This window comes from Streptomyces sp. NRRL F-2664, assembly GCF_000719345.1.
In the GTDB taxonomy this organism is placed as follows: Bacteria; Actinomycetota; Actinomycetes; order Streptomycetales; family Streptomycetaceae; genus Streptomyces.
In genome coordinates this window covers 1-19,370 of record NZ_JOFX01000004.1, presented here as the reverse complement: position 1 = coordinate 19,370, position 19,370 = coordinate 1, and the positions used below count along the sequence as shown (strand labels likewise).

At 70.2% G+C, this 19,370-nt stretch carries 15 protein-coding genes and 1 pseudogene; 11 read left to right on the top strand and 5 right to left on the bottom strand.

Features of this window, described 5'->3' with window-relative positions:
• Window positions 1–28 precede the first annotated feature (28 nt).
• From IF89_RS0105965 to IF89_RS0105940, 6 genes and pseudogenes are all read left to right on the top strand, one after another.
• Window positions 29–781, top strand: a pseudogene (locus IF89_RS0105965) (hypothetical protein); the annotation flags it as partial.
• A gap of 208 nt (window positions 782–989) precedes the next feature.
• Window positions 990–2,537 (top strand): recombinase family protein, encoded by a 1,548-nt coding sequence (locus IF89_RS0105960; RefSeq protein WP_030762245.1) that lies wholly within the window; start codon window positions 990–992, stop codon window positions 2,535–2,537.
• Window positions 2,538–3,016: 479 nt separating this feature from the next.
• On the top strand, window positions 3,017–3,289 hold the full coding sequence (locus tag IF89_RS0105955) for a hypothetical protein (protein WP_030762242.1): 273 nt from the start codon (window positions 3,017–3,019) through the stop codon (window positions 3,287–3,289).
• Window positions 3,270–3,788 (top strand): DUF6879 family protein, encoded by a 519-nt coding sequence (locus IF89_RS0105950; protein WP_030762240.1) that lies wholly within the window; start codon window positions 3,270–3,272, stop codon window positions 3,786–3,788. The genes IF89_RS0105955 and IF89_RS0105950 overlap by 20 nt, the downstream gene beginning before the upstream one ends.
• A 12-nt stretch (window positions 3,789–3,800) precedes the next feature.
• Window positions 3,801–4,649: a helix-turn-helix domain-containing protein gene (locus IF89_RS0105945; protein ID WP_030762237.1), complete on the top strand. Its 849-nt coding sequence runs from the start codon at window positions 3,801–3,803 to the stop codon at window positions 4,647–4,649.
• Window positions 4,650–4,935: 286 nt separating this feature from the next.
• Entirely contained in the window at window positions 4,936–5,166 is a 231-nt protein-coding gene (locus IF89_RS0105940; protein ID WP_030762235.1) for a hypothetical protein, read from the top strand.
• Window positions 5,167–5,171: 5 nt separating this feature from the next.
• On the opposite strand, the gene IF89_RS0105935 is transcribed toward IF89_RS0105940, so the two are convergent.
• Window positions 5,172–5,780 carry a hypothetical protein gene (locus IF89_RS0105935; protein WP_234327671.1) on the bottom strand — a complete coding sequence of 203 codons (609 nt, stop codon included), beginning with the start codon at window positions 5,778–5,780 and terminating at the stop codon, window positions 5,172–5,174.
• An 81-nt stretch (window positions 5,781–5,861) separates the two neighbouring features.
• Here IF89_RS0105935 and IF89_RS0105930 point away from each other — a divergent pair, with 81 nt between their 5' ends.
• The gene (locus tag IF89_RS0105930; RefSeq protein WP_030762229.1) at window positions 5,862–7,706 is read left to right on the top strand and encodes an NHL domain-containing thioredoxin family protein; all 1,845 of its coding nucleotides are present in this window, start codon (window positions 5,862–5,864) and stop codon (window positions 7,704–7,706) included.
• Window positions 7,707–7,746: 40 nt separating this feature from the next.
• Here IF89_RS0105930 and IF89_RS0105925 read toward each other — a convergent pair whose 3' ends face one another.
• The 3 genes from IF89_RS0105925 to IF89_RS0105915 form a co-directional block, all read right to left on the bottom strand.
• Entirely contained in the window at window positions 7,747–9,039 is a 1,293-nt protein-coding gene (locus IF89_RS0105925) for a M18 family aminopeptidase (protein WP_030762227.1), read from the bottom strand.
• 399 nt (window positions 9,040–9,438) lie between these two features.
• Window positions 9,439–10,167 carry a hypothetical protein gene (locus IF89_RS0105920; RefSeq protein ID WP_030762224.1) on the bottom strand — a complete coding sequence of 243 codons (729 nt, stop codon included), beginning with the start codon at window positions 10,165–10,167 and terminating at the stop codon, window positions 9,439–9,441.
• A gap of 171 nt (window positions 10,168–10,338) precedes the next feature.
• Window positions 10,339–12,165 (bottom strand): acyl-CoA dehydrogenase, encoded by a 1,827-nt coding sequence (locus IF89_RS0105915; RefSeq protein ID WP_030762220.1) that lies wholly within the window; start codon window positions 12,163–12,165, stop codon window positions 10,339–10,341.
• A 290-nt stretch (window positions 12,166–12,455) separates the two neighbouring features.
• On the opposite strand from IF89_RS0105915, the gene IF89_RS0105910 reads away from it, so the two are divergent.
• From IF89_RS0105910 to IF89_RS0105900, 3 genes are all read left to right on the top strand, one after another.
• Window positions 12,456–12,914, top strand: coding sequence for an SseB family protein (locus IF89_RS0105910; protein WP_030762217.1), 459 nt, complete (start codon window positions 12,456–12,458; stop codon window positions 12,912–12,914).
• A gap of 61 nt (window positions 12,915–12,975) precedes the next feature.
• Window positions 12,976–13,926: an ArsR/SmtB family transcription factor gene (locus tag IF89_RS0105905; RefSeq protein ID WP_051806838.1), complete on the top strand. Its 951-nt coding sequence runs from the start codon at window positions 12,976–12,978 to the stop codon at window positions 13,924–13,926.
• A 242-nt stretch (window positions 13,927–14,168) separates the two neighbouring features.
• Complete coding sequence (locus IF89_RS0105900; protein WP_030762211.1) at window positions 14,169–15,164, top strand: pirin family protein; 996 nt, start codon at window positions 14,169–14,171, stop codon at window positions 15,162–15,164.
• A gap of 118 nt (window positions 15,165–15,282) precedes the next feature.
• On the opposite strand, the gene IF89_RS0105895 is transcribed toward IF89_RS0105900, so the two are convergent.
• The gene (locus IF89_RS0105895; RefSeq protein ID WP_043193135.1) at window positions 15,283–17,262 is read right to left on the bottom strand and encodes an ATP-binding SpoIIE family protein phosphatase; all 1,980 of its coding nucleotides are present in this window, start codon (window positions 17,260–17,262) and stop codon (window positions 15,283–15,285) included.
• A 156-nt stretch (window positions 17,263–17,418) separates the two neighbouring features.
• Here IF89_RS0105895 and aspS point away from each other — a divergent pair, with 156 nt between their 5' ends.
• Complete coding sequence (gene aspS, locus IF89_RS0105890) at window positions 17,419–19,236, top strand: aspartate--tRNA ligase (RefSeq protein WP_030762208.1); 1,818 nt, start codon at window positions 17,419–17,421, stop codon at window positions 19,234–19,236.
• Window positions 19,237–19,370: the final 134 nt, after the last annotated feature.

Genomic DNA, 19,370 nt, shown 5'->3' with positions numbered 1-19,370 from the left:
TGATCAGTGCCCGCGATAGGTTTCCCCCATGCCACTCCTCTACGTGACCGACCTGGCCTACCCCGCGCGCGGCCGCCGCTACGGCGACGAGGACATATTCCTCACCTCGCGCCTGCGCGAGCACTTCGACCTGGCCCTGTGCCACCCGGCCGACGCCCGCGCCCTGATGCCCGGCTTCGACGCCGTGATCGTCCGCAACAGCGGCCCGGTCCTGCACTACCAGGAGGAGTACGACGCCTTCCGCGCCGCGGCCCTCGCCGCCGGCACACCCGTCTACAACCCCCTCACCGGCCGCGGGGACATGGCCGGCAAGCAGTACCTCCTCGACCTGACGGCCGCCGGCTACCCGGTCATCCCGACCGTCGACGACCCCGCCCGGCTCGGGGAGCTGCCCCAGGTGCCCGAGTACGTGGTCAAGCCGAAGCAGGGCGCCGACTCCATCGGCCTCACCTACACCGCGGCCCCGGACGGCCCGGCCGGGGCCGTACTGATCCAGCCGCGCATCGACTTCTCGTACGAGGTGTCCTTCTACTTCGTCGACGACGCCTTCCAGTACGCGCTCCACGCCCCCGACCCGGCCCGCCGCTGGGAGCTGCGTCCGTACGAGCCGACCGGCGAGGACCTGGCCTTCGCCCGCTCCTTCGTCGAGTGGAACACCCTCGCCCACGGCATCCAGCGGGTCGACGCCTGCCGCGCGCCCTCCGGCGAGCTGCTCCTGGTCGAGCTGGAGGACCTCAACCCGTACCTGTCCCTCGGCCTCGTCCCCACCGAGGCCCAGGACAAGGATGAACGATGCTGCTCCGGCGCCCACCCCTGCGCCCGCACCCCGCAAGCGTGCCCGTGTCCGTGCCCCCGAGCTGATCGGCAAGGGGGGCTGGCTGAACACCGGTGGGAAGGATCTGAGCCTCGCCGATGTGCGGGGACGCATCACGATCCTCGATTTCTGAAAATCGACAACGGACCACCTAACTTGCGGTCACACTGAGAGTGTGCACCAAGACGCAATCTGTGACCTCTATCTGCGCCTGTCCCTCGACCGGGACGGCAAGACTGCGATCGAACGGCAGGAAGCCGACTGCCGTGCCTGGGCCGAGCGCAACGGACTGACCGTCCGCAAGGTCCACATAGACAGAGGGCGCTCCGGCTACAAGACCGTTGAGCGCAAGGGCTTCGACGCCGCGCTGGCGGCCGTCACGGCAGGTGTCGTAGGCACGCTGATCGTCTGGAAACTGGACCGCCTGTCCCGCAAGGGCATCGGCCAGGTCGGCAAGGTGCTGGACGACATCGAGAAGGCCGGCGGCCGTCTCGTCTCGGTGGTGGACGGTCTCGACACTTCGAACGACTCGGCTCGCATGGTCGTGGCGATGCTCGCCGAGCTCGCCCGGTCGGAGTCGAAGAATCTCGGCACGCGTGTCGGGCACGCGAAGCGCTACCTCCGCAGCAAGGGGCAGTGGATCGGCGGTCAGCCTCCGTACGGGCTGCTCATCGACCCGAAGAGCAAGAAGCTCGTCCACGACCCGGAGCACGCCGTCTACGCCCGGCTGATCGCGGATGAAGCGCTTGCCGGCACATCGTTGGCCAAGATCGCCCGACTCCTCAACGAGTACGAGATCCTCTCGCCCCGGGGTGGGCAGTGGAATGCGGCCAGCATCATGCAGCTCCTGCGCTCTCCTGCGCTCGCGGGCCTGATGCCGGAGACTGAGACCGTCGAGACAGATGACGGTGAGCGGAAGTACACGGGCAGGGTCTTTCCGTACCGCGATCCTGAGACTCTGGACACCGTCGGGATCGGCGAGGGGATCATCACGGTCGGAGAGCGTGAACAGATCATCCGCACCCTGGAATCCAGGACGTTCGTGCACGCAGGAAAGCGGCGGCCGAAGCCCGAGGGGACCGCGCTGCTCACGGGACTCGTCTTCTGTGCGGTTCCTGGCTGCGGTCGCCGGATGCACCGTGTGGGAGGCAGTTACCAGTGCATGGCTCGCCGTGCGGGCAATCAGTGCATCGGAGCGTCGGCGCTGGCTGAGGCGGTTGACCAGTACGTGACGGAACAGTTCCTCACCAAGCTCCCAGCGCTCGAACCGGACGACCCGCTGCTTGTCGCGATCGCAGATCGATGGGTGCACCGCATGGACCCGGAGACCTTCGCGAAACGTGATGCGCTTACTGCTGAGATCCAGGATGAGGAAGCCCGCCTCGCCGATCTGGAGGACGCGCGATACGTGCGTGGTGAGTTCAGTGGCCCCGCAGCCGTGGAGCGCTACAACCGGCTTGCAGAGCGCCTGAGGGGGCGTATCGAAGGGCTTGGCACCGATCTTCGCAAGCTCTCCATGCCGTCCGTGGACGTGTCACCGATGCTTGACGGCCTCATCTTGCGTGAGGCGTGGGCTGAGGCGACGAACGAAGACCGGCGCGGCCGGTTGTCACTCGCCATAGACCGGGTTGAAGTGACCAAGGGGGTGCGCGGACAGCGGATCATCCCTGAGCAACGCATCCAGATCCATTGGGCGAGGTTGGGTACCGACAGCGCCACCTGAGGACTGGGGTCCCCTCCAGCTGCCGACAGCGGACACGCGTGACGAAGTGACGAAATGACGCTCTCCCCCGGTTACCTCTTATAGGAGTGTTGTTGTTTCCATGAGTGGATCAGAACTAATCGTCATTCCGTCACTTCGTCACCCGGGATGTCCAAAGTTCAGGCGCAGCCCTCACCGCGACCCCGGCCCCAGCTCGGAAAACGCGCCCTGGGTGCGACTCCGTTTTTGGACTGCCGACGCTTGCGGCCACTGGGAAAGGGTCTCTTTGAGACCCTGGGAACGCCCCCGTTAAGGGGTCGATAGGCTGTGCGAAGACTTGCTGGAGCCCCCGGTGGCTGCCCGTGCTGGGTGGCTGTTGGGGGCTTCGTCGTACCCGCGCCGTGAACCAACAAGCTTGGCCTGACGCCCTCTTGCGCCGGTCAGCCACAGGAGTGAGGCTCGTGCACGTTCGTGCAACCGACTCGACACCTGGAGTGATCGTGAACCTAAGGTTCCTCGGCATCATCCCGAACACGCCGACCGACGAGTCCCCGACCATCTGGCTTGATGAAGAGACCGGTGACCTGCTGATCCAGTCGTACAAGGCGACTGAGGAAGAGGTGAAGGCGTGCCAGGAGATCGGCTCGATCCCCGGGCACTCCACGGAGGTGCCGGACCACGAAACGATCATCAGGCTCCCTGCGGTGATGCTGAAGTACATCCCGCGCCCGGACGAGAACGGAGAAGCCGGAAGTGCAGCCACCCGCGCGTAACGCACTGGCCCGCGCGCAGCATTCGGCCGTGCATCTTGAGTTGCGTGACAGCTACATGCGCGATGACCCGGAGTTCCTTGCCTGGCAGCAGGGCAAACGGCTGAACCCGGCTGATCGGTCGTCGTGGTGGGGCGGCTGGCACGACGCGGTGAGCGCTGCCACGGCGCGCGGGGTGGTGGTCCGCCGGGTCCGCATCGTGTCCGAGCCGATCAGTGACTACGTGCGCTACGAGTACGACTGCACCTTCACCAATCTCGCTGCGGGTGAGTTGGTCCGGTGGTTGCCCCGCCGGCAGACGACGGACTTGGCGTTGCCAGGTACGGACTTCTGGGTCTTCGACGGCAGCCAAGCCCTCTTCCACCACTTCACCGGAGAGGGCCAGTTGGACGAGGACGGGCGGGAGTACACCGACGATCCTGCGCGGGTCCACCTGTGCGCCACGGCGTTCGAGGCCGTCTGGCAACGAGCCATCCCGCACGAGGAGTACAAGCCGCGCTGACCGGTCACCGCCATGGCTGTCTCTCCCTCTTCAAGTGCCCAGCAGGCCCGGCAGGCTCTGGCGAACCGGCTCGCTGAGCTCTGCCGGGACTCCGGCCTGAGCGGGCGCGATCTCGCCCGGCTCTGCGGATGGCACCCGTCCAAGTCATCCCGGATCATGAACGCCCGTACGCCTCCGTCCGCCGACGACATCCGGGCTTGGTGCCGCGCGTGCGGGGCCGAAGGGCAGACGGACGACCTGATCGCCTCGCTGCGGACCGTCGAAGACATGTGGATCGGCTGGCGACGCATGGAGCGCGCCGGGCTCAGGCAAGCACAGGAAGCCCGTCTGCCGCTCTTCGAGCGAACCCGCCGGTTCCGCTCCTACTCCTCGTGGTTCGTGCCGGGCCTGACCCAGACCTACGGCTACACGGAAGCCGTCTTGCGTGCCGTTCAGCGGAGGCGGGTCGAGGTCGATGACGTGGCCGATGCCGTCGCCGTGCGCATGGAGCGGCAGCGCGTCCTCTACGAGGCTGACCGCCGGTTCGCGTTCCTGGTTGAGGAGTCGGTCTTGCGTAACGGTCTCGGCGGGCCGGACGTGCAGGAGGAACAGCTCAGCCACCTGCTTACGGTCGGCTCCCTGCCCAGCGTCAGCCTGGGCGTGGTGCCCACGCGGACCGATCGGTCCCGGATGCCAGTGGAAGGCTTCTGGATCTTCGACACGGCACAGGTCAACGTCGAGCTGGTCTCCGGCTACCTCACGCTGACCCAACCGAGCGAGGTTGCCGCGTACGCGGACACGTTCACCGAACTGGCCGAGATGGCCGTCCATGGGGCGAAGGCCCGCGCGCTGATCACCAGCGCCATTCAGACGCTCAGGTGACGACCGTGCAACCTCATGCAATCTCCTGGGAGTCGCAGCTCCGCCGTTCCTAGCGTGGTCGCTACACGGACGAAACGAGGAGCGGGGCCGTGAAGACGATCACGTATGCGCAACCCCCGGTAGAACTGCCGTTGCGAACAGACCCGGAACCCGTACCGGCGGCCGACTGCGGGGTCTGCGCCGCCCTGGCCGCACAGCGCCGGGAAGCCCGTCTCCGGGGCGACCACTCAACGGCCAGTGATTGCAACGTGGAGCTTCGGAACCACCCGCACCCCGGGGAAGCGCCATGACCGTGAAAGCGGTGCTCCGGTACGTCAGCTACGTCATGCACCGACATCCCTCGGCGGAGACGACGGCCACGGCGCGGTGCCTGAACCCGGACTGTCAGTGGACTGCCGCGCCGACCGGGAACGCGGACGTGTGTACCGACATGTGCATCGAGCACACGGGCCGGACCGGTCACATGACCTTCGTGCGGGAGTTGTCGGAAGTCGCCGTGGTCGAGCGTGCCCAGTGAGAGTGTCAGTCACCGACCTGGTGTTCCACGCGGTGGCGGATGTACTCGTCCGGATGGGACCGGGCTATCGCCACGGCCGCGTCCACAAGGTCGTGCAGCTCCGGCGGATAGGCCGACTTCCGGAGCGGCAGGCCCGGCAGGATGCAGCGCCGGACGTCCAGGTGCTGGTTGCTGACGAACTCACGTAGCGCGGTTTCGTACCAATCGGCCCTCACGGTTGGGGCGTCGTCAAGCTCCGCCGGACCGGTGGCTGCTGGGTGGTGCTCCGCCCGTACGGTGGGCAGACGCAGGGGTAGAGCCGACCAGTACCAGGCATTCGCCGCGCCTGCCCGCTCGAGGTCCGTTCCCGCCCGCAGGTATCCGAGCAGCGAGGCCTGGACCCGCCCGCGCCCGAACGCGTTCAGCGCCGGCTCGAGGAAATGGCGGTTGAAGCTCGGGTCGGGGTCGTAGACGGCTGCCTTGATCAGCGTCTGGAACGACTCCTCGGAAAGGATCAGGTCCCGGCGGCAGGCCTTGTACAGCGCCGTCCGAGCATGGTTTACCCAGGTTCGTGGATCGCCGGGCTGCGGCTCGTGAGCGACATCGAGCCCGAGGACCCGGACGATCTCCGCCACGCATCCGGCGAACACCTCCCTGCGGTCCTCCACCGGCCCCGGTAGCGCCATGAACCCCTGCACCGTCCGCGCCGTCTAAGGATGAACGATGCTGCTCCGGCGCCCACCCCTGCGCCCGCACCCCGCAAGCGTGCCCGTGTCCGTGCCCCCGAGCTGATCGGCAAGGGGGGCTGGCTCAACACCGGCGGCAAAGAGCTCACCCTCGCCGACCTGCGAGGTAAGTGCGTTGTTGTGGATTTCTGGACCTTCTGCTGCATCAACTGCCTGCACGTCCTCGACGAGCTGCGCGAGCTGGAGGAGAAGCACCGCGACACGGTCGTGATCATCGGGGTCCACTCGCCGAAGTTCGTGCACGAGGCCGACCACGCGGCCGTCGTCGACGCCGTCGAGCGCTACGAGGTGCACCACCCCGTCCTCGACGACCCCGAGCTCGCGACGTGGAAGCAGTACGCCGTCCGGGCCTGGCCCACGCTCGTAGTGATCGACCCCGAGGGGTACGTCGTCGCCCAGCACGCCGGCGAGGGCCACGCCCACGCCATCGCGAAGCTCGTCGAGGAGCTGGAGGCCGAGCACGCGGCGAAGGGCACCCTGCGGCGCGGCGACGGCCCGTACGTGGCGCCCGAGCCCGCCGCGACCGACCTGCGCTTCCCCGGCAAGGCGCTGCTCCTGCCCAGTGGGAACCTCCTCGTCTCCGACTCGACGCGGCACCAGCTGGTGGAGCTCGCCGCCGACGGGGAGAGCGTCGTACGCCGTATCGGCAGCGGCGAGCGCGGTTTCGCCGGCGACGGCTTCAGCGAGCCGCAGGGTCTGGCGCTGCTGCCCGACGGCCGGGTGGTCGTCGCCGACACCGTCAACCACGCGCTGCGCGTCCTCGACCTGGAGACCGGCGCCGTCGAGACGGTCGCCGGCACGGGGCGACAGTGGTGGCAGGGCTCGCCCACCGCCGGGCCCGCCCTTGAGGTGGACCTGTCGTCGCCGTGGGACGTGGCCTGGTGGCAGGGCAAGGTGTGGATCGCCATGGCCGGTGTCCACCAGCTGTGGACCTGGGACCCGGCGGAGGGGACCGTCGAGGTCGCCGCCGGCACCACCAACGAGGGCCTGAACGACGGACCGGCCGCCGAGGCCTGGTTCGCCCAGCCGTCGGGGCTGGCCGCCGCCGGGGACCGGCTGTGGGTCGCCGACTCCGAGACCAGCGCCCTGCGCTACGTCCACGCCACCGAGACCGGCTACGCCGTCACGACGGCCGTCGGCACCGGACTGTTCGACTTCGGCCACCGGGACGGGGACGCCGCCCAGGCCCTGCTCCAGCACCCGCTCGGGGTGACGGCCCTGCCGGACGGCTCGGTGGCAGTGTGCGACACGTACAACCACGCGCTGCGCCGCTACGACCCCGCCACCGGCCGGGTCACCACCCTGGCGACCGACCTGCGCGAGCCCAGCGACGCCGTCCTCGTCGGCGACGACATCGTCGTCGTGGAGTCCGCCCGGCACCGCCTGACGCGCCTGCGGCTCCCGGAGGAGGCGGTACGGGTGGACGCGGTCGCGCACCGCACGCAGCGGGCCGCCACGGAGGTGGCGCCGGGCACGCTGCGCCTCGACGTGGTCTTCCGGGCGCCGAGCGGGCAGAAGCTCGACACCCGCTACGGGCCCTCCACCCGCCTGCTCGTCTCCTCGACCCCGCCCGGGCTGCTGGCGGGCGGCGAGGGCGCCGGTACGGACCTGTTCCGGGAGTTGGAGCTGAACCCGGACGTCACCGAGGGCGTGCTGCACGTCTCGGCGATGGCGGCGTCCTGCGACGACGACCCGGCCAACGAGTACCCGGCCTGCCATGTCCACCAGCAGGACTGGGGCGTTCCCGTCCGGGTCACCGCCGACGGCGCCTCCCGGCTGCCCCTCGTCCTCGCGGGCATGGACGACGAGGGGTAGTCGGCCGGCGTGCGGGCCTTTTTGGTGGCCTTCCCTGGGGTCAGCCCTCCAGGAAGGCCACCAGGGCGTTCGCGAGGAGGTACGGGTCGTCCGCGCCGCACAGCTCGCGGGCGCTGTGCATCGAGAGGATCGCGACGCCGATGTCGACGGTCTGGATGCCGTGGCGGGCGGCCGTGATCGGGCCGATCGTCGTGCCGCAGGGCATCGAGTTGTTGGAGACGAACGTCTGCCAGGGGACGCCGGCCCGCTCGCAGGCGGCGGCGAACACCGCGCGGCCGCTGCCGTCGGTGGCGTACCGCTGGTTGACGTTGACCTTCAGGATGGGGCCGGCGTTGGCCCGCGGGTGGTGCGTGGGGTCGTGCCGCTCACCGTAGTTGGGGTGTACCGCGTGCCCGGTGTCGGAGGACAGGCAGATGGTGCCGGCGAAGGCGCGGGCGCGGTCCTCGTAGGTGCCGCCGCGGGCGAAGACTGAACGTTCCAGCACGTTGCCCAGCAGGGGGCCGTCGGCGCCGGTGTCGGACTGCGAGCCGTTCTCCTCGTGGTCGAAGGCGGCCAGCACCGGGATGTGGCCGAGCTTGTCGGCGCCGGAGGCGGCGGCCAGCGCCGCGACGCCGGCGTGCACCGACAGCAGGTTGTCCATGCGGGGGCCGGCCACCAGCTCGCGGTCGCGGCCCAGGTAGGCGGGCGGTTCGATCGAGTGGACCATCAGGTCCCAGCCGGCCACCGAGCCGTGCTCCAGGCCCTCTTCTTCCTCCAGGAAGGCGATGAGGTCGCCCTCGTGGGCCTCGCCGAGGCCCCAGATCGGCTGCATGTGCCGCTGCTTGTCGAGCTTGAGGCCGTCGGTGTTCACCGACCGGTCCAGGTGGACGGCGAGTTGGGGCACGCGCAGCAGGGCCCGGTCGATGTTCACGAGGCGCTCGGTGCCGTCGCGCAGGGTCAGCCGCCCGGCCAGGCCCAGGTCCCGGTCCAGCCAGGTGTTGAGCAGGGTCCCGCCGTAGATCTCGACCGCGATCTGCCGCCAGCCCTGGGAGCCGGTGTCGGGGAGCGGCTTGACCCGCAGGTTCGGCGAGTCGGTGTGGGCGCCGATGATGCGGAAGGGCGTGTGCGCCGCGGCGCCCTCGGGGACGTACCAGGCGATGAGCGCGCCGCCGCGGAGTACGAACTTGCCTCCGGTGCCCGAGTCCCAGGCGTCCGTCTCCGACAACTGCCTGAAGCCTGCCTTCTCCAGCCGCTCGGCCGCGTTGGCCACGGCGTGGTACGGCGACGGACTGGCTGTCAGGAAGGTCATCAGATCGTCGGTGTGGCCGCGGTCGAAGCGGGCGGGAGAGCTCATGGTATTTCCCTTGTGTGGAAGCCCCCGGCTTCAGCCGGGTGAGGAAACGCATTTCCGGCTCGGAGCCTCGCTGCGGAGGATTGCCGCAGCGTGAGGCTGTGACCTGTGCTGGTGTTCGGATCGTGCCCGACCCTAGCGTCCGGGGTGTGGGAGTCCTTCTGTGAAGCGGTCGTTCACGTACCGTTTGTATCCGAATCCCCACTCACGAGTGTGGGAATCCCCTCGCGTCGGGGAGGGGCGGAAGGCGAGCGGTTCACCTTAACGAGGGCCGGGTCCGTCCACGTCATGGCTGGACCGGGCGGGTCGCGGGGAGGGGCGGTTCCGCCCGGCCGGGAGGTGCGTCCCCGTCGGGGGGAAACCGTCCGCGCAACCCGCCGGCGTCTGCGTCGGCGGACGGCGTCAGCCCGGCGGACGGTCGAATCTGCGCTGCAGTTGCCTGCGCTCACCCCGGCGGATGCGCGGGAGCATCTCCGGAGTCTGCGGGGAGCGCTGCGCGCGTCGTCTGCGCCCGGCGCAGAAGATGCAGGCCTCCCCGGGAGGCGCGTCGGGATCGATGGGGGCGCCGGGGTGCTCGGAGCAGCCCGAGGCGTTGCGCGGGCGGGACAGCTCGCGGGCCACGATGAAGGCGCGGTGGAGGTCGTCGGCGATGCGGACGAAGTCCTCGGCGGGGGAGGACAGGCCCAGGTGGAACCGCTGGTCCTCGACGGTGCGCAGGTACGAGCGCAGCACGTGCAGCGTGTACGGGCCGTCCGGGACCGGGTACCCCAGGCGGCGCTGCTCGCCCGCGGGGGCGGCGGCCGGGCCGCCGCGGTGGCGCCGTCCGAGGCGGCGGCGGTCGTTGCAGATGAGGCAGCGGCCCCAGCCGTCGGGGGCCTCGGGGTCGAGGGCGCCGTTGGGGTGTTCGGGGCAGCCGGTGTAGCTCTTGGCGGGGGCCAGTCCGGCGGCCGTCTGGAAGGCCACGTAGAGCGCGTCGGCGATGGCTTCGTACTCGGCGGGGTGGGCGCCGTCGTAGAGCTCGCGCAGGTGGTCGCCGAGGCTGCCCAGGCTCGCCTGCAGCTCCTTGAGGGCGTACGGCCGCCCGGTGGGGACGGAGTACCCCCTGCTGCCGTGCTGATCCTGTGGACTCATGCCTACGAGCGTCCCATGAACGACTGACATCGGGGAAAGCCGCAGTACAGGGCCCCGTGAGGGGGCGGTGGCGGTGCCCGGGCACGCGGCAGCGGCCGGGTCCCTGTGCGGGGGACCCGGCCGCTGTGCGGGTGCGGCGCAGCAGTGCTGCGGGCGGGGTGGCGCGCGTCCTTAGAACGCGGCCTCGTCGAGCTCCATGAGGGAGTTGTCGACGGCCTCGGCCAGCTGGCGCTGGACCGAGACGCCCGGGAGGACCTCCGCGGCGAAGAACTTCGCGGCGGCGATCTTGCCGGTGTAGAAGGGGACGTCCTTGGCGGAGGCCGTCGCCAGCTTCTCGGCGGCCACGGCGGCGCCCTTGAGCAGCAGGTAGCCGACGACCACGTCACCGGAGGCCATCAGCAGGCGGGTGGTGTTCTGGCCGACCTTGTAGATGTTCTTGACGTCCTCGCCGGTGGCGGTGAGGTCGACGATCATCTGGCCGACGATGGCCTCCAGGTCGACGGCGGCCTTGGCGAGCGCGTCGCGGGCGCCGGCCAGCTCCTCGCCGCCGGAGCCCTCGGCCAGGAACTTCTTGATCGTCTCGGAGAGGATGTTCAGCGAGGCGCCCTGGTCGCGGACGATCTTCCGGAAGAAGAAGTCCTGGCCCTGGATGGCCGTGGTGCCCTCGTACAGGGTGTCGATCTTGGCGTCGCGGATGTACTGCTCGATCGGGTACTCCTGCAGGTAGCCGGAGCCGCCGAAGGTTTGCAGGGACTGCGCGAGCTGCTCGTAGGACTTCTCCGAGCCGTAGCCCTTCACGATCGGCAGGAGCAGGTCGTTCAGGCCGACGAGGGAGGAGGCGTCCTCGCCCGCGGCCTGCTTGACCTGGATCTCGTCCTGGACGGACGCCGTGTAGAGGACGAGGGCGCGCATGCCCTCGGCGTACGCCTTCTGCGTCATCAGCGAGCGGCGCACGTCGGGGTGGTGCGTGATGGTGACCTTGGGCGCGGTCTTGTCCATGAAGTTCGCCAGGTCCGGGCCCTGCACGCGCTCCTTGGCGTACTCCAGCGCGTTGAGGTAGCCGGTGGAGAGGGTGGCGATGGCCTTCGTGCCGACCATCATGCGCGCGAACTCGATGATCATGAACATCTGGCGGATGCCGTCGTGCTTGTCGCCGATCAGCCAGCCCTTGGCGGGGTGCCGGTCGCCGAAGGTCATCTCGCACGTGTTGGAGGCCTTGAGGCCCATCTTGTGCTCGACGTTCGTGGCGTAGACGCCGTTGCGCTCGCCCAGCTCGCCGGTCTCCCAGTCGAAGTGGAACTTCGGGACGAGGAAGAGCGACAGGCCCTTGGTGCCCGGGCCGTGGCCCTCGGGGCGGGCGAGGACGTAGTGGAGGATGTTCTCCTCCATGTCGTGCTCACCGGAGGTGATGAAGCGCTTCACGCCCTCGATGTGCCAGGAGCCGTCCTCCTGCTGGACGGCCTTGGTGCGGCCGGCGCCCACGTCCGAGCCGGCGTCCGGCTCGGTGAGGACCATGGTGGAGCCCCAGCGCTTCTCGACGGCGATCTGCGCGATCTTCTTCTGCGCCTCGTTGCCCTCCTCGTGGAGGACGCCGGCGAAGGCCGGGCCGGAGGAGTACATCCAGACGGCCGGGTTCGAGCCGAGCAGCAGCTCCGCGTAGGCCCAGACGAGGGAGCGCGGGGAGACGGTGCCGCCGATCTCCTCCGGGATGCCCAGACGCCAGTACTCGGAGTCCATGAAGGCCTTGTAGCTCTTCTTGAACGAGGCCGGGACCGGCGCGGTGTTGGTCTCGGGGTCGAAGACGGGCGGGTTGCGGTCGGCGTCCGCGAAGGACTCCGCCAGCTCGTTCTCGGCGAGGCGGGCTATCTCGGACAGGACGCTCTTGGCGGTCTCGGTGTCCATCTCCTCGAACGGACCGGTGCCGTAGTGCTGGTCGCGGCCGAGCACCTCGAAGAGGTTGAACTCGATGTCGCGGAGATTCGACTTGTAGTGCCCCATGGCGACGGCTCCGTTAAGGCTCGGGGAGACAGGTTCCTCGTACATACCAATCGGTAACAACATGATGCTACCCGCCGGTAATAACGGCAACCCTTCCGCGCCGACTGTGACCAGGGTCAAGCTCGCACCGGACCGTCTCGGTGCCGTGCCCGTGCGTGGCGCCCCACCGCAGGGTCAGGGCGTCGAGCAGCGGAGTGCCCGCCGCTCAGGGGCTCCTGACCGCACCCCGCAGAGGAATCGGTGGCCGGTACCGGCCGGTATGCCCGCAGGCGCTCGGTAGGCTTCGGCCCATGTACGGCTACGACCAGAACCCGGGCGCCCAGCAGCAGTACGCCCCGCAGCAGCCCCCGCAGGGCTACGGGCAGGCGCCGCCGCTGTACCCGGAGCCGTCCCCGCCCTCCCTCGCGGACGCCGTGCGGGCCTTCACCACGGGGTCCATGTCCGCCGAGGACTTCCAGCAGGTCTTCGCCTCGTCGAAGGTCTACTGCCCGCGCGGCGAGACCCCCGGCTTCCTGGCGCTGCACAACACGCAGCAGCCGGTCATCCCCATGTTCACCACGCTCAAGGAACTGCGCCGGTACGCCGGCAAGGAGTCCAAGTACTTCGTGATCACCGGCGCCGAGGTGATCGACCTGCTGCCCACCGGCTACGGCTTCGTCCTCGACATGGAGGGCGACCACCGGATGGTCTTCGACGCCAAGGCGGTCGAGCAGATGGTCGACTTCGCCATGCGCCGCATGTACGGCTAGACGCGCCATTGCTGCGCAGGCGGCTGGACGCCGGACCTGACGGGGGGCGGCATTGCTGAGGGTGCACTTCACCGCCGAGGACCTGTTCGACGTCACCCTCGCGAGCGAGCCGCTGCCGATGGTGGAGCTGGCCATGGCGCTGGTCGCCTCGCAGCGCACCGACGAGGCGGCGGTTTTCGGCCGGTGGCGGTCCCGTGTCGTGCAGGAGCTGCCTGTCAGGGCGCGCCCTCTGCTGGACCTGCTGCGCCCGGACGGCGACAACCCGCAGTTCGTCGAGCCGTACGCGCGCACCCTGGAGGAAGGGCTGGCGGCCGTGCGGGAGGCGGGCGCCCGGCTCGCTCCCGAGGAGCTGGGCCGCGTCGCCGACCGGGCCCCCGGCAGCGCGTCCTGGCTGCGTGCGCTGTGGGCGCAGGACCGCGAGGCGTGGGACCGGCTCGACAGCGCGCTGCGGTCCGCGTACGACCTGCTCGTGGCCCCGCACTGGCCGCGCATCCGGCAGTCCTTCCAGGCGGACGTCGCCTGGCGCACCCGGCTGCTGGCCACGCACGGCATCAGGGCGGCGCTGGCGAGCACCCACCCGGCGGCGGGCTGGACGGGTACGGCCTTCGAGGTCGACCGCGACCCGGCGTACGAAGTCCGACTCGCGGGCCGGGGCCTGATGCTGATGCCGTCGCCGTTCTGGACGGGGCGCCCGCTGCTCGCCGAGCACCCTTCGGGGCGCCATGTGCTGTTGTACCCCGCGATGACGCCGCTGCCGCTGGTGGTCCCGGGCCCGGCCGAGGGCGCGCTGGACGCGCTGCTGGGGCGTACCCGGGCCGCCGTGCTGCAGCTGCTGGTCCAGCAGCGCACCACCAGTGAGCTGGCCCGGGACCTCGACATCAGCCTCCCGTCGGTGTCCGAGCACACCCGGACCCTCCGCGCCGCCGGCCTGATCACCACCCGGCGGGACGGCAAAGCGGTTCTGCACGCGGTCACGGGCCTCGGCGTCGACCTGCTGCACAGCGGCGGCTGAACGTTTCGGCCACCACCGAAAGCATCGCGCCTCCGCCTGCGGCCGCCGACTATCGGTGCTGCGGGGGTGGTGGCGCCGGGTACGGGGGTCCTGGCGCCGTCGCCGGCGTGTGCGTCGCGTCGTCACCGCAGGTCGGAGGTATCAGGGCCCCGGGGGAATGCTCCCGGGGCCCCTTCTGTTCTGTGGGGTGTGGCAGAAAGTTCGAGTTTCAACTAAACTCGGATCAGAAGGAGGTCCTGACCATGCCCGCAGTGACTGTTGAGAACCCGTTGACGCTTCCGCGCGTTGCGGAACCGCAGGCCGTCGTCCCGCGCAAGGTGCTGGCCGTCGTCTCCGCTCCCAGTGGGTTCGAGGGCGAGGGATTCCCGGTGCGGCGCGCGTTCGCCGGCATCAACTACCAGTACCTCGACCCGTTCATCATGATGGACCAGATGGGCGAGGTGGAGTACGCCCCGGGCGAGCCCAAGGGCACCCCGTGGCACCCCCACCGGGGCTTCGAGACCGTCACGTACCTGATCGACGGCACCTTCGTCCACCAGGACACCAACGGCGGCGGCGGCGTCATCAACGGCGGCGACACGCAGTGGATGACCGCCGGTTCGGGCCTGCTGCACATCGAGGCCCCGCCGGAGTCCCTCGTCGTCAGCGGCGGGCTCTTCCACGGCCTCCAGCTGTGGGTGAACCTGCCGGCAGCCGACAAGATGATGCCCCCGCGCTACCAGGACATCGGCGGCGGCAAGGTCACCCTGCTGACCACCCCGGACGGCGGCGCCCTGCTCCGGGTGATCGCCGGGGAGGTCGACGGCCACGAGGGCCCCGGCATCACCCACACGCCCATCACGATGATCCACGCGACCGTCGCACCGGGAGCGCAGGTCACCCTGCCGTGGCGCGAGGACTTCAACGCCCTGGCGTACGTGATGGCCGGGCGCGGGTCGGTCGGCGAGGACCGCAGGCCCCTGCACACCGGGCAGACGGCCGTGTTCGGCGAGGGCGGATCGCTCACGGTGCGGGCGGACGAGGCCCAGGACTCCCACACCCCCGACCTGGAGATCGTCCTCCTCGGCGGGCGCCCGATCCGGGAACCCATGGCGCACTACGGGCCGTTCGTCATGAACAGCCGGCACGAGCTGCAGCAGGCCTTCGACGACTTCCAGGCGGGCCGCCTGGGCCGCATCCCCACCACCGCCCGCACCGGCCTCGGCCACCGCGGTACGGGTGAGGCCGCGGAGGACTGACCCCCCGGACACAGCACGGGCCCCGGACACAGCACGGGCCGCGACCCCCTCGGCGGGGGCCGCGGTCCGTGCGCTGCCGTGCCCCGTCGGGCAGTGCGCGGGGGGACGGCCGCGCTTCCTACAGCTCAGGCCGCTTGGCCTGCTCGTACAGCTCGAACCAGATCGACTTTCCCTCGCCGCGCGGGTCCACGCCCCACGCGTCGGCCAGCATCTCCGTCAGCAGCACCCCGCGGCCGCTGGAGGCCATCTCACCCGGGTGCCGCTTGTGCGGGAGCTCGTCGCTGGAGTCCGCGACCTCCACGCGCAGCCGCCGCTCGCCCAGCTCGCCCACCGCCTCGGCGACCAGCAGGGCGTCGCCGTCGGTGTGCATGAGGACGTTGGTGACCATCTCCGAGACCATCAGCACCGCCGAGTCCACCTGGTCCTCGTCCGCCCAGTCGTGCAGCAGCTCCCGGACCTGCCGGCGCGCCCCGGCGATGCGTTCCGGCTCCGCCTGGGCCACGGTCAGCATGGTGCGCCGGGCCGGGCGGACCGGGTGCGCCGCCGAGGTGTCGCAGCCGCAGCCCGCGCCCTCGCGGCACAGCAGCACCACCGCTATGTCGTCCTCCCGGCGGTCGGCCAGCGGACCCGTGGTGTGGTGCGAGGACGGCCCGTGCACCGCCTGGACCAGCAGGTCGGCCAGCGTCTCCAGGTGCCGGCCGTCCAGCGCGCCCCCGTCGTGGCCGCCGGCCCCGTGCGTGTCGGCCTCCAGGACGGCGCGCAGCCGCGCCCAGCCGGTGTCCAGGTCGTGGCCGCCCGTCTCGATGAGCCCGTCGGTGCAGAGCATCATCGTCTCGCCCGGCTCCAGCGTGAACCGGGTCGTCGGGTAGTCGGTGTCCGGGTCGATGCCGAGGGGCAGCCCGCCGGCGGTGGGCCGCATCAGCACGGTGCCGTCGGTCATCCGCACCACGGGGTCGGGGTGCCCGGCGCGGGCCACCTCCAGCGTTCCGGTTGCGGGGTCGCACTCCACGTACAGGCAGGTCGCGAAGCGTGGGCCCTGCGCGTCCTGGTCCTCCCCGGCGGAGTCCTGGGAGGCGCCCAGCCCGGCGAGGAACCGGGAGGCCCGCGAGAGCACCGCATCCGGCCGGTGCCCCTCGGAGGCGTACGCGCGTACGGCGATCCGCAGCTGGCCCATCAGGCCGGCCGCCCGCACGTCGTGGCCCTGCACGTCCCCGATGACCAGCGCGAACCGGCCCGAGGGCAGCGGGATCATGTCGTACCAGTCGCCGCCCACCTGGAGCCCGCCGCCGGTGGGCACGTAGCGGGCGGCGATGCGCATGCCGGGGATCTCCGGACCGAGCTGCGGCATCATCGACCGCTGCAGGCCCGTGGTGAGCTCCCGCTCCGATTCCGCCACCCCGGCCCGCTGGAGCGCCTGGGCGAGCATCCGGGCCACGGTCGTCAGCACCGACCGCTCGTCGGGCGAGAAGGACGCCGGCTGCTTGAAGGCGGCCATCCAGGCGCCCATGGTCCGCCCCGCCACGATCAGCGGCAGGAAGGCCCAGGACACCCGGTCGAAGCGCTGCGCGAGCGGCCAGGTGGCGGGGAAGCGCCGCTTGTAGTCCTCGGGCGTCGGCAGCACCTCCGCCGTGGACCGGGCCTCCGCCAGCGCCCGGCCCGCGTCCAGCAGGAACGCCTCGCGGGAACGGCGCCAGTCGCCCGTGATGGGCGTGTGGGCGGCCGTCGTGCCCGGCTGCGGCTCGGCGATCTCCTGGATGGTGCCGATCAACTCGTAGTCCGGACTGCCGTCGGCGGACCAGCGCTCCAGCGGCTTCGAGCGGCTGCGCACGGTCCGCATGACCCGCCCGTCCACGTCCATGATCCGCAGCCGGGCCTCGGCGAGGGTGCCCTCGGCGACGGCAAGGTTCACGATCCCGTTGATCTCGTTCCAGTCCACCGGATGGAAGCGGGAGCGCACGGCGACCTCCGGCAGGACCACCGGTTCGGCGGGCAGGCCGAGGAGCCGGGCGGCCTCCCCGTCGAGGGAGACCGTCCCGGCGGCGTTGTCCCATCGCCACAGACCCGTCGCGACGGCGGCCAGGACATCCTCGGTACGCACCCGGTCATCTTTACAGGTCGCATCCGGTACGTGCCTGTTCGCGGGTTGTCGGGCGCATTTGCGCAGGCCGACGGCAGTGCCCGACCCGGCATCGCCCCGGACGGTAACCTTGGGACGGTTGAATCCACCCTGGTATCGCGAAGAACTGGATGACTGATGCATCGGTACAGGTCCCACACCTGCGGCGAGCTCCGCGCCTCTGACGTCGCCGCCGACGTCCGACTGAGCGGCTGGCTGCACAACCGTCGAGACCTGGGCGGCATCCTCTTCATCGATCTGCGTGACCACTACGGCATCACGCAGCTGGTCGCCCGCCCCGGCACCGCCGCGAACGAGGCCCTCAGCAGCGTCTCCAAGGAGACCGTCGTCCGCATCGACGGCAAGGTCGTTTCCCGCGGTGCGGACAACGTCAACCCCGACCTGCCGACCGGCGAGATCGAGATCGAGGTCTCCGAGGTCGAGGTGCTCGGCGCCGCCGCCCCGCTCCCCTTCACGATCAACACCGACGACGGGGTGAACGAGGAGCGCCGCCTGGAGTACCGCTTCCTCGACCTGCGCCGTGAGCGCATGCACCGCAACATCATGCTGCGCTCGGCGGTCATCGCCTCGATCCGCTCGAAGATGGTGGCCCTCGGCTTCAACGAGATGGCGACCCCGATCCTCACCGCGACCTCCCCCGAGGGCGCCCGTGACTTCGTCGTGCCGTCCCGCCTGAACCCGGGCAAGTTCTACGCCCTGCCGCAGGCCCCGCAGCAGTTCAAGCAGCTGCTGATGATCTCCGGCTTCGACCGGTACTTCCAGATCGCGCCCTGCTTCCGCGACGAGGACGCCCGCGCCGACCGCTCGCCGGGCGAGTTCTACCAGCTCGACGTCGAGATGTCCTTCGTCGAGCAGGAGGACGTCTTCCAGCCGATCGAGCGGCTGATGACCGAGCTCTTCACCGAGTTCGGCGGCGGCCGCGAGGTCACCTCGCCGTTCCCGCGGATCCCGTTCCGGGAGTCGATGCTGAAGTACGGCAACGACAAGCCCGACCTGCGCGCCAAGCTGGAGCTCGTCGACATCACCGACGTGTTCGAGGCCTCGGAGTTCAAGGCGTTCGCCGGCAAGCATGTGCGCGCCCTGCCCGTCCCCGACACCGCCGCCCAGCCGCGCAAGTTCTTCGACGGCCTCGGCGACTACGCGGTCTCCCTCGGCGCCAAGGGCCTGGCCTGGGTGCGCGTGGGTGAGGACGGCACGCTGTCCGGCCCGATCGCGAAGTTCCTCACCGAGGAGAACGTCAAGGTCCTCACCGAGCGCCTGGGCCTGGTCCCCGGCCACGCCGTGTTCTTCGGCGCGGGCGAGTTCGACGAGGTCTCCAAGATCATGGGCCCGGTCCGGGTCGAGGCCGCGAAGCGCGCCGGCCACTTCGAGGACAACGTCTTCCGCTTCTGCTGGATCGTCGACTTCCCGATGTACGAGAAGGACGAGGAGACCGGCAGGATCGACTTCTCCCACAACCCGTTCTCCATGCCGCAGGGCGGCATGAAGGACCTGGAGGAGAAGGACCCGCTCGACATCCTGGCGTGGCAGTACGACATCGTCTGCAACGGCATCGAGCTGTCCTCCGGCGCCATCCGCAACCACGAGCCCGAGGTCATGCTGAAGGCCTTCGAGATCGCGGGCTACGAGGCCGAGACCGTCGAGCGCGAGTTCGCGGGCATGCTGCGCGCGTTCCGCCTCGGCGCCCCGCCGCACGGCGGCATCGCCCCGGGCGTGGACCGCATCGTGATGCTGCTGGCCGACGAGCCGAACATCCGCGAGACCATCGCCTTCCCGCTCAACGGCAACGCCCAGGACCTGATGATGGGCGCGCCGACCGTGCTGGAGGAGGCCCGCCTGCGCGAGCTGAACATCGCGCTGCGCAAGCCGGTCGAGACGAAGGCTGCCGACACCAAGCCGGTCACCGAGTCCGTCCACCCGGACGCGGCACGCTGAGCCGAAGCGGTACACGGAAGGGCCCGGGGGCGACGGGCAGATTCCAGGGGTCGTCGCAACACGTGATCACTGACGTGTGGTGGCCAGCAGTTTAGACAGACGCTCGGCTGGGGTTTCCCAGCCGAGCGTTTTTC

Coding starts and splice junctions, on each gene's coding strand:
- IF89_RS0105945 (WP_030762237.1), top strand. CDS start 3,801: ATGGCTGTCTCTCCCTCTTCAAGTGCCCAGCAGGCCCGGCAGGCTCTG.
- IF89_RS0105940 (WP_030762235.1), top strand. CDS start 4,936: ATGACCGTGAAAGCGGTGCTCCGGTACGTCAGCTACGTCATGCACCGA.
- IF89_RS0105930 (WP_030762229.1), top strand. CDS start 5,862: ATGAACGATGCTGCTCCGGCGCCCACCCCTGCGCCCGCACCCCGCAAG.
- IF89_RS0105925 (WP_030762227.1), bottom strand. CDS start 9,039: ATGAGCTCTCCCGCCCGCTTCGACCGCGGCCACACCGACGATCTGATG.
- IF89_RS0105920 (WP_030762224.1), bottom strand. CDS start 10,167: ATGAGTCCACAGGATCAGCACGGCAGCAGGGGGTACTCCGTCCCCACC.
- IF89_RS0105915 (WP_030762220.1), bottom strand. CDS start 12,165: ATGGGGCACTACAAGTCGAATCTCCGCGACATCGAGTTCAACCTCTTC.
- IF89_RS0105910 (WP_030762217.1), top strand. CDS start 12,456: ATGTACGGCTACGACCAGAACCCGGGCGCCCAGCAGCAGTACGCCCCG.
- IF89_RS0105900 (WP_030762211.1), top strand. CDS start 14,169: ATGCCCGCAGTGACTGTTGAGAACCCGTTGACGCTTCCGCGCGTTGCG.
- aspS (WP_030762208.1), top strand. CDS start 17,419: ATGCATCGGTACAGGTCCCACACCTGCGGCGAGCTCCGCGCCTCTGAC.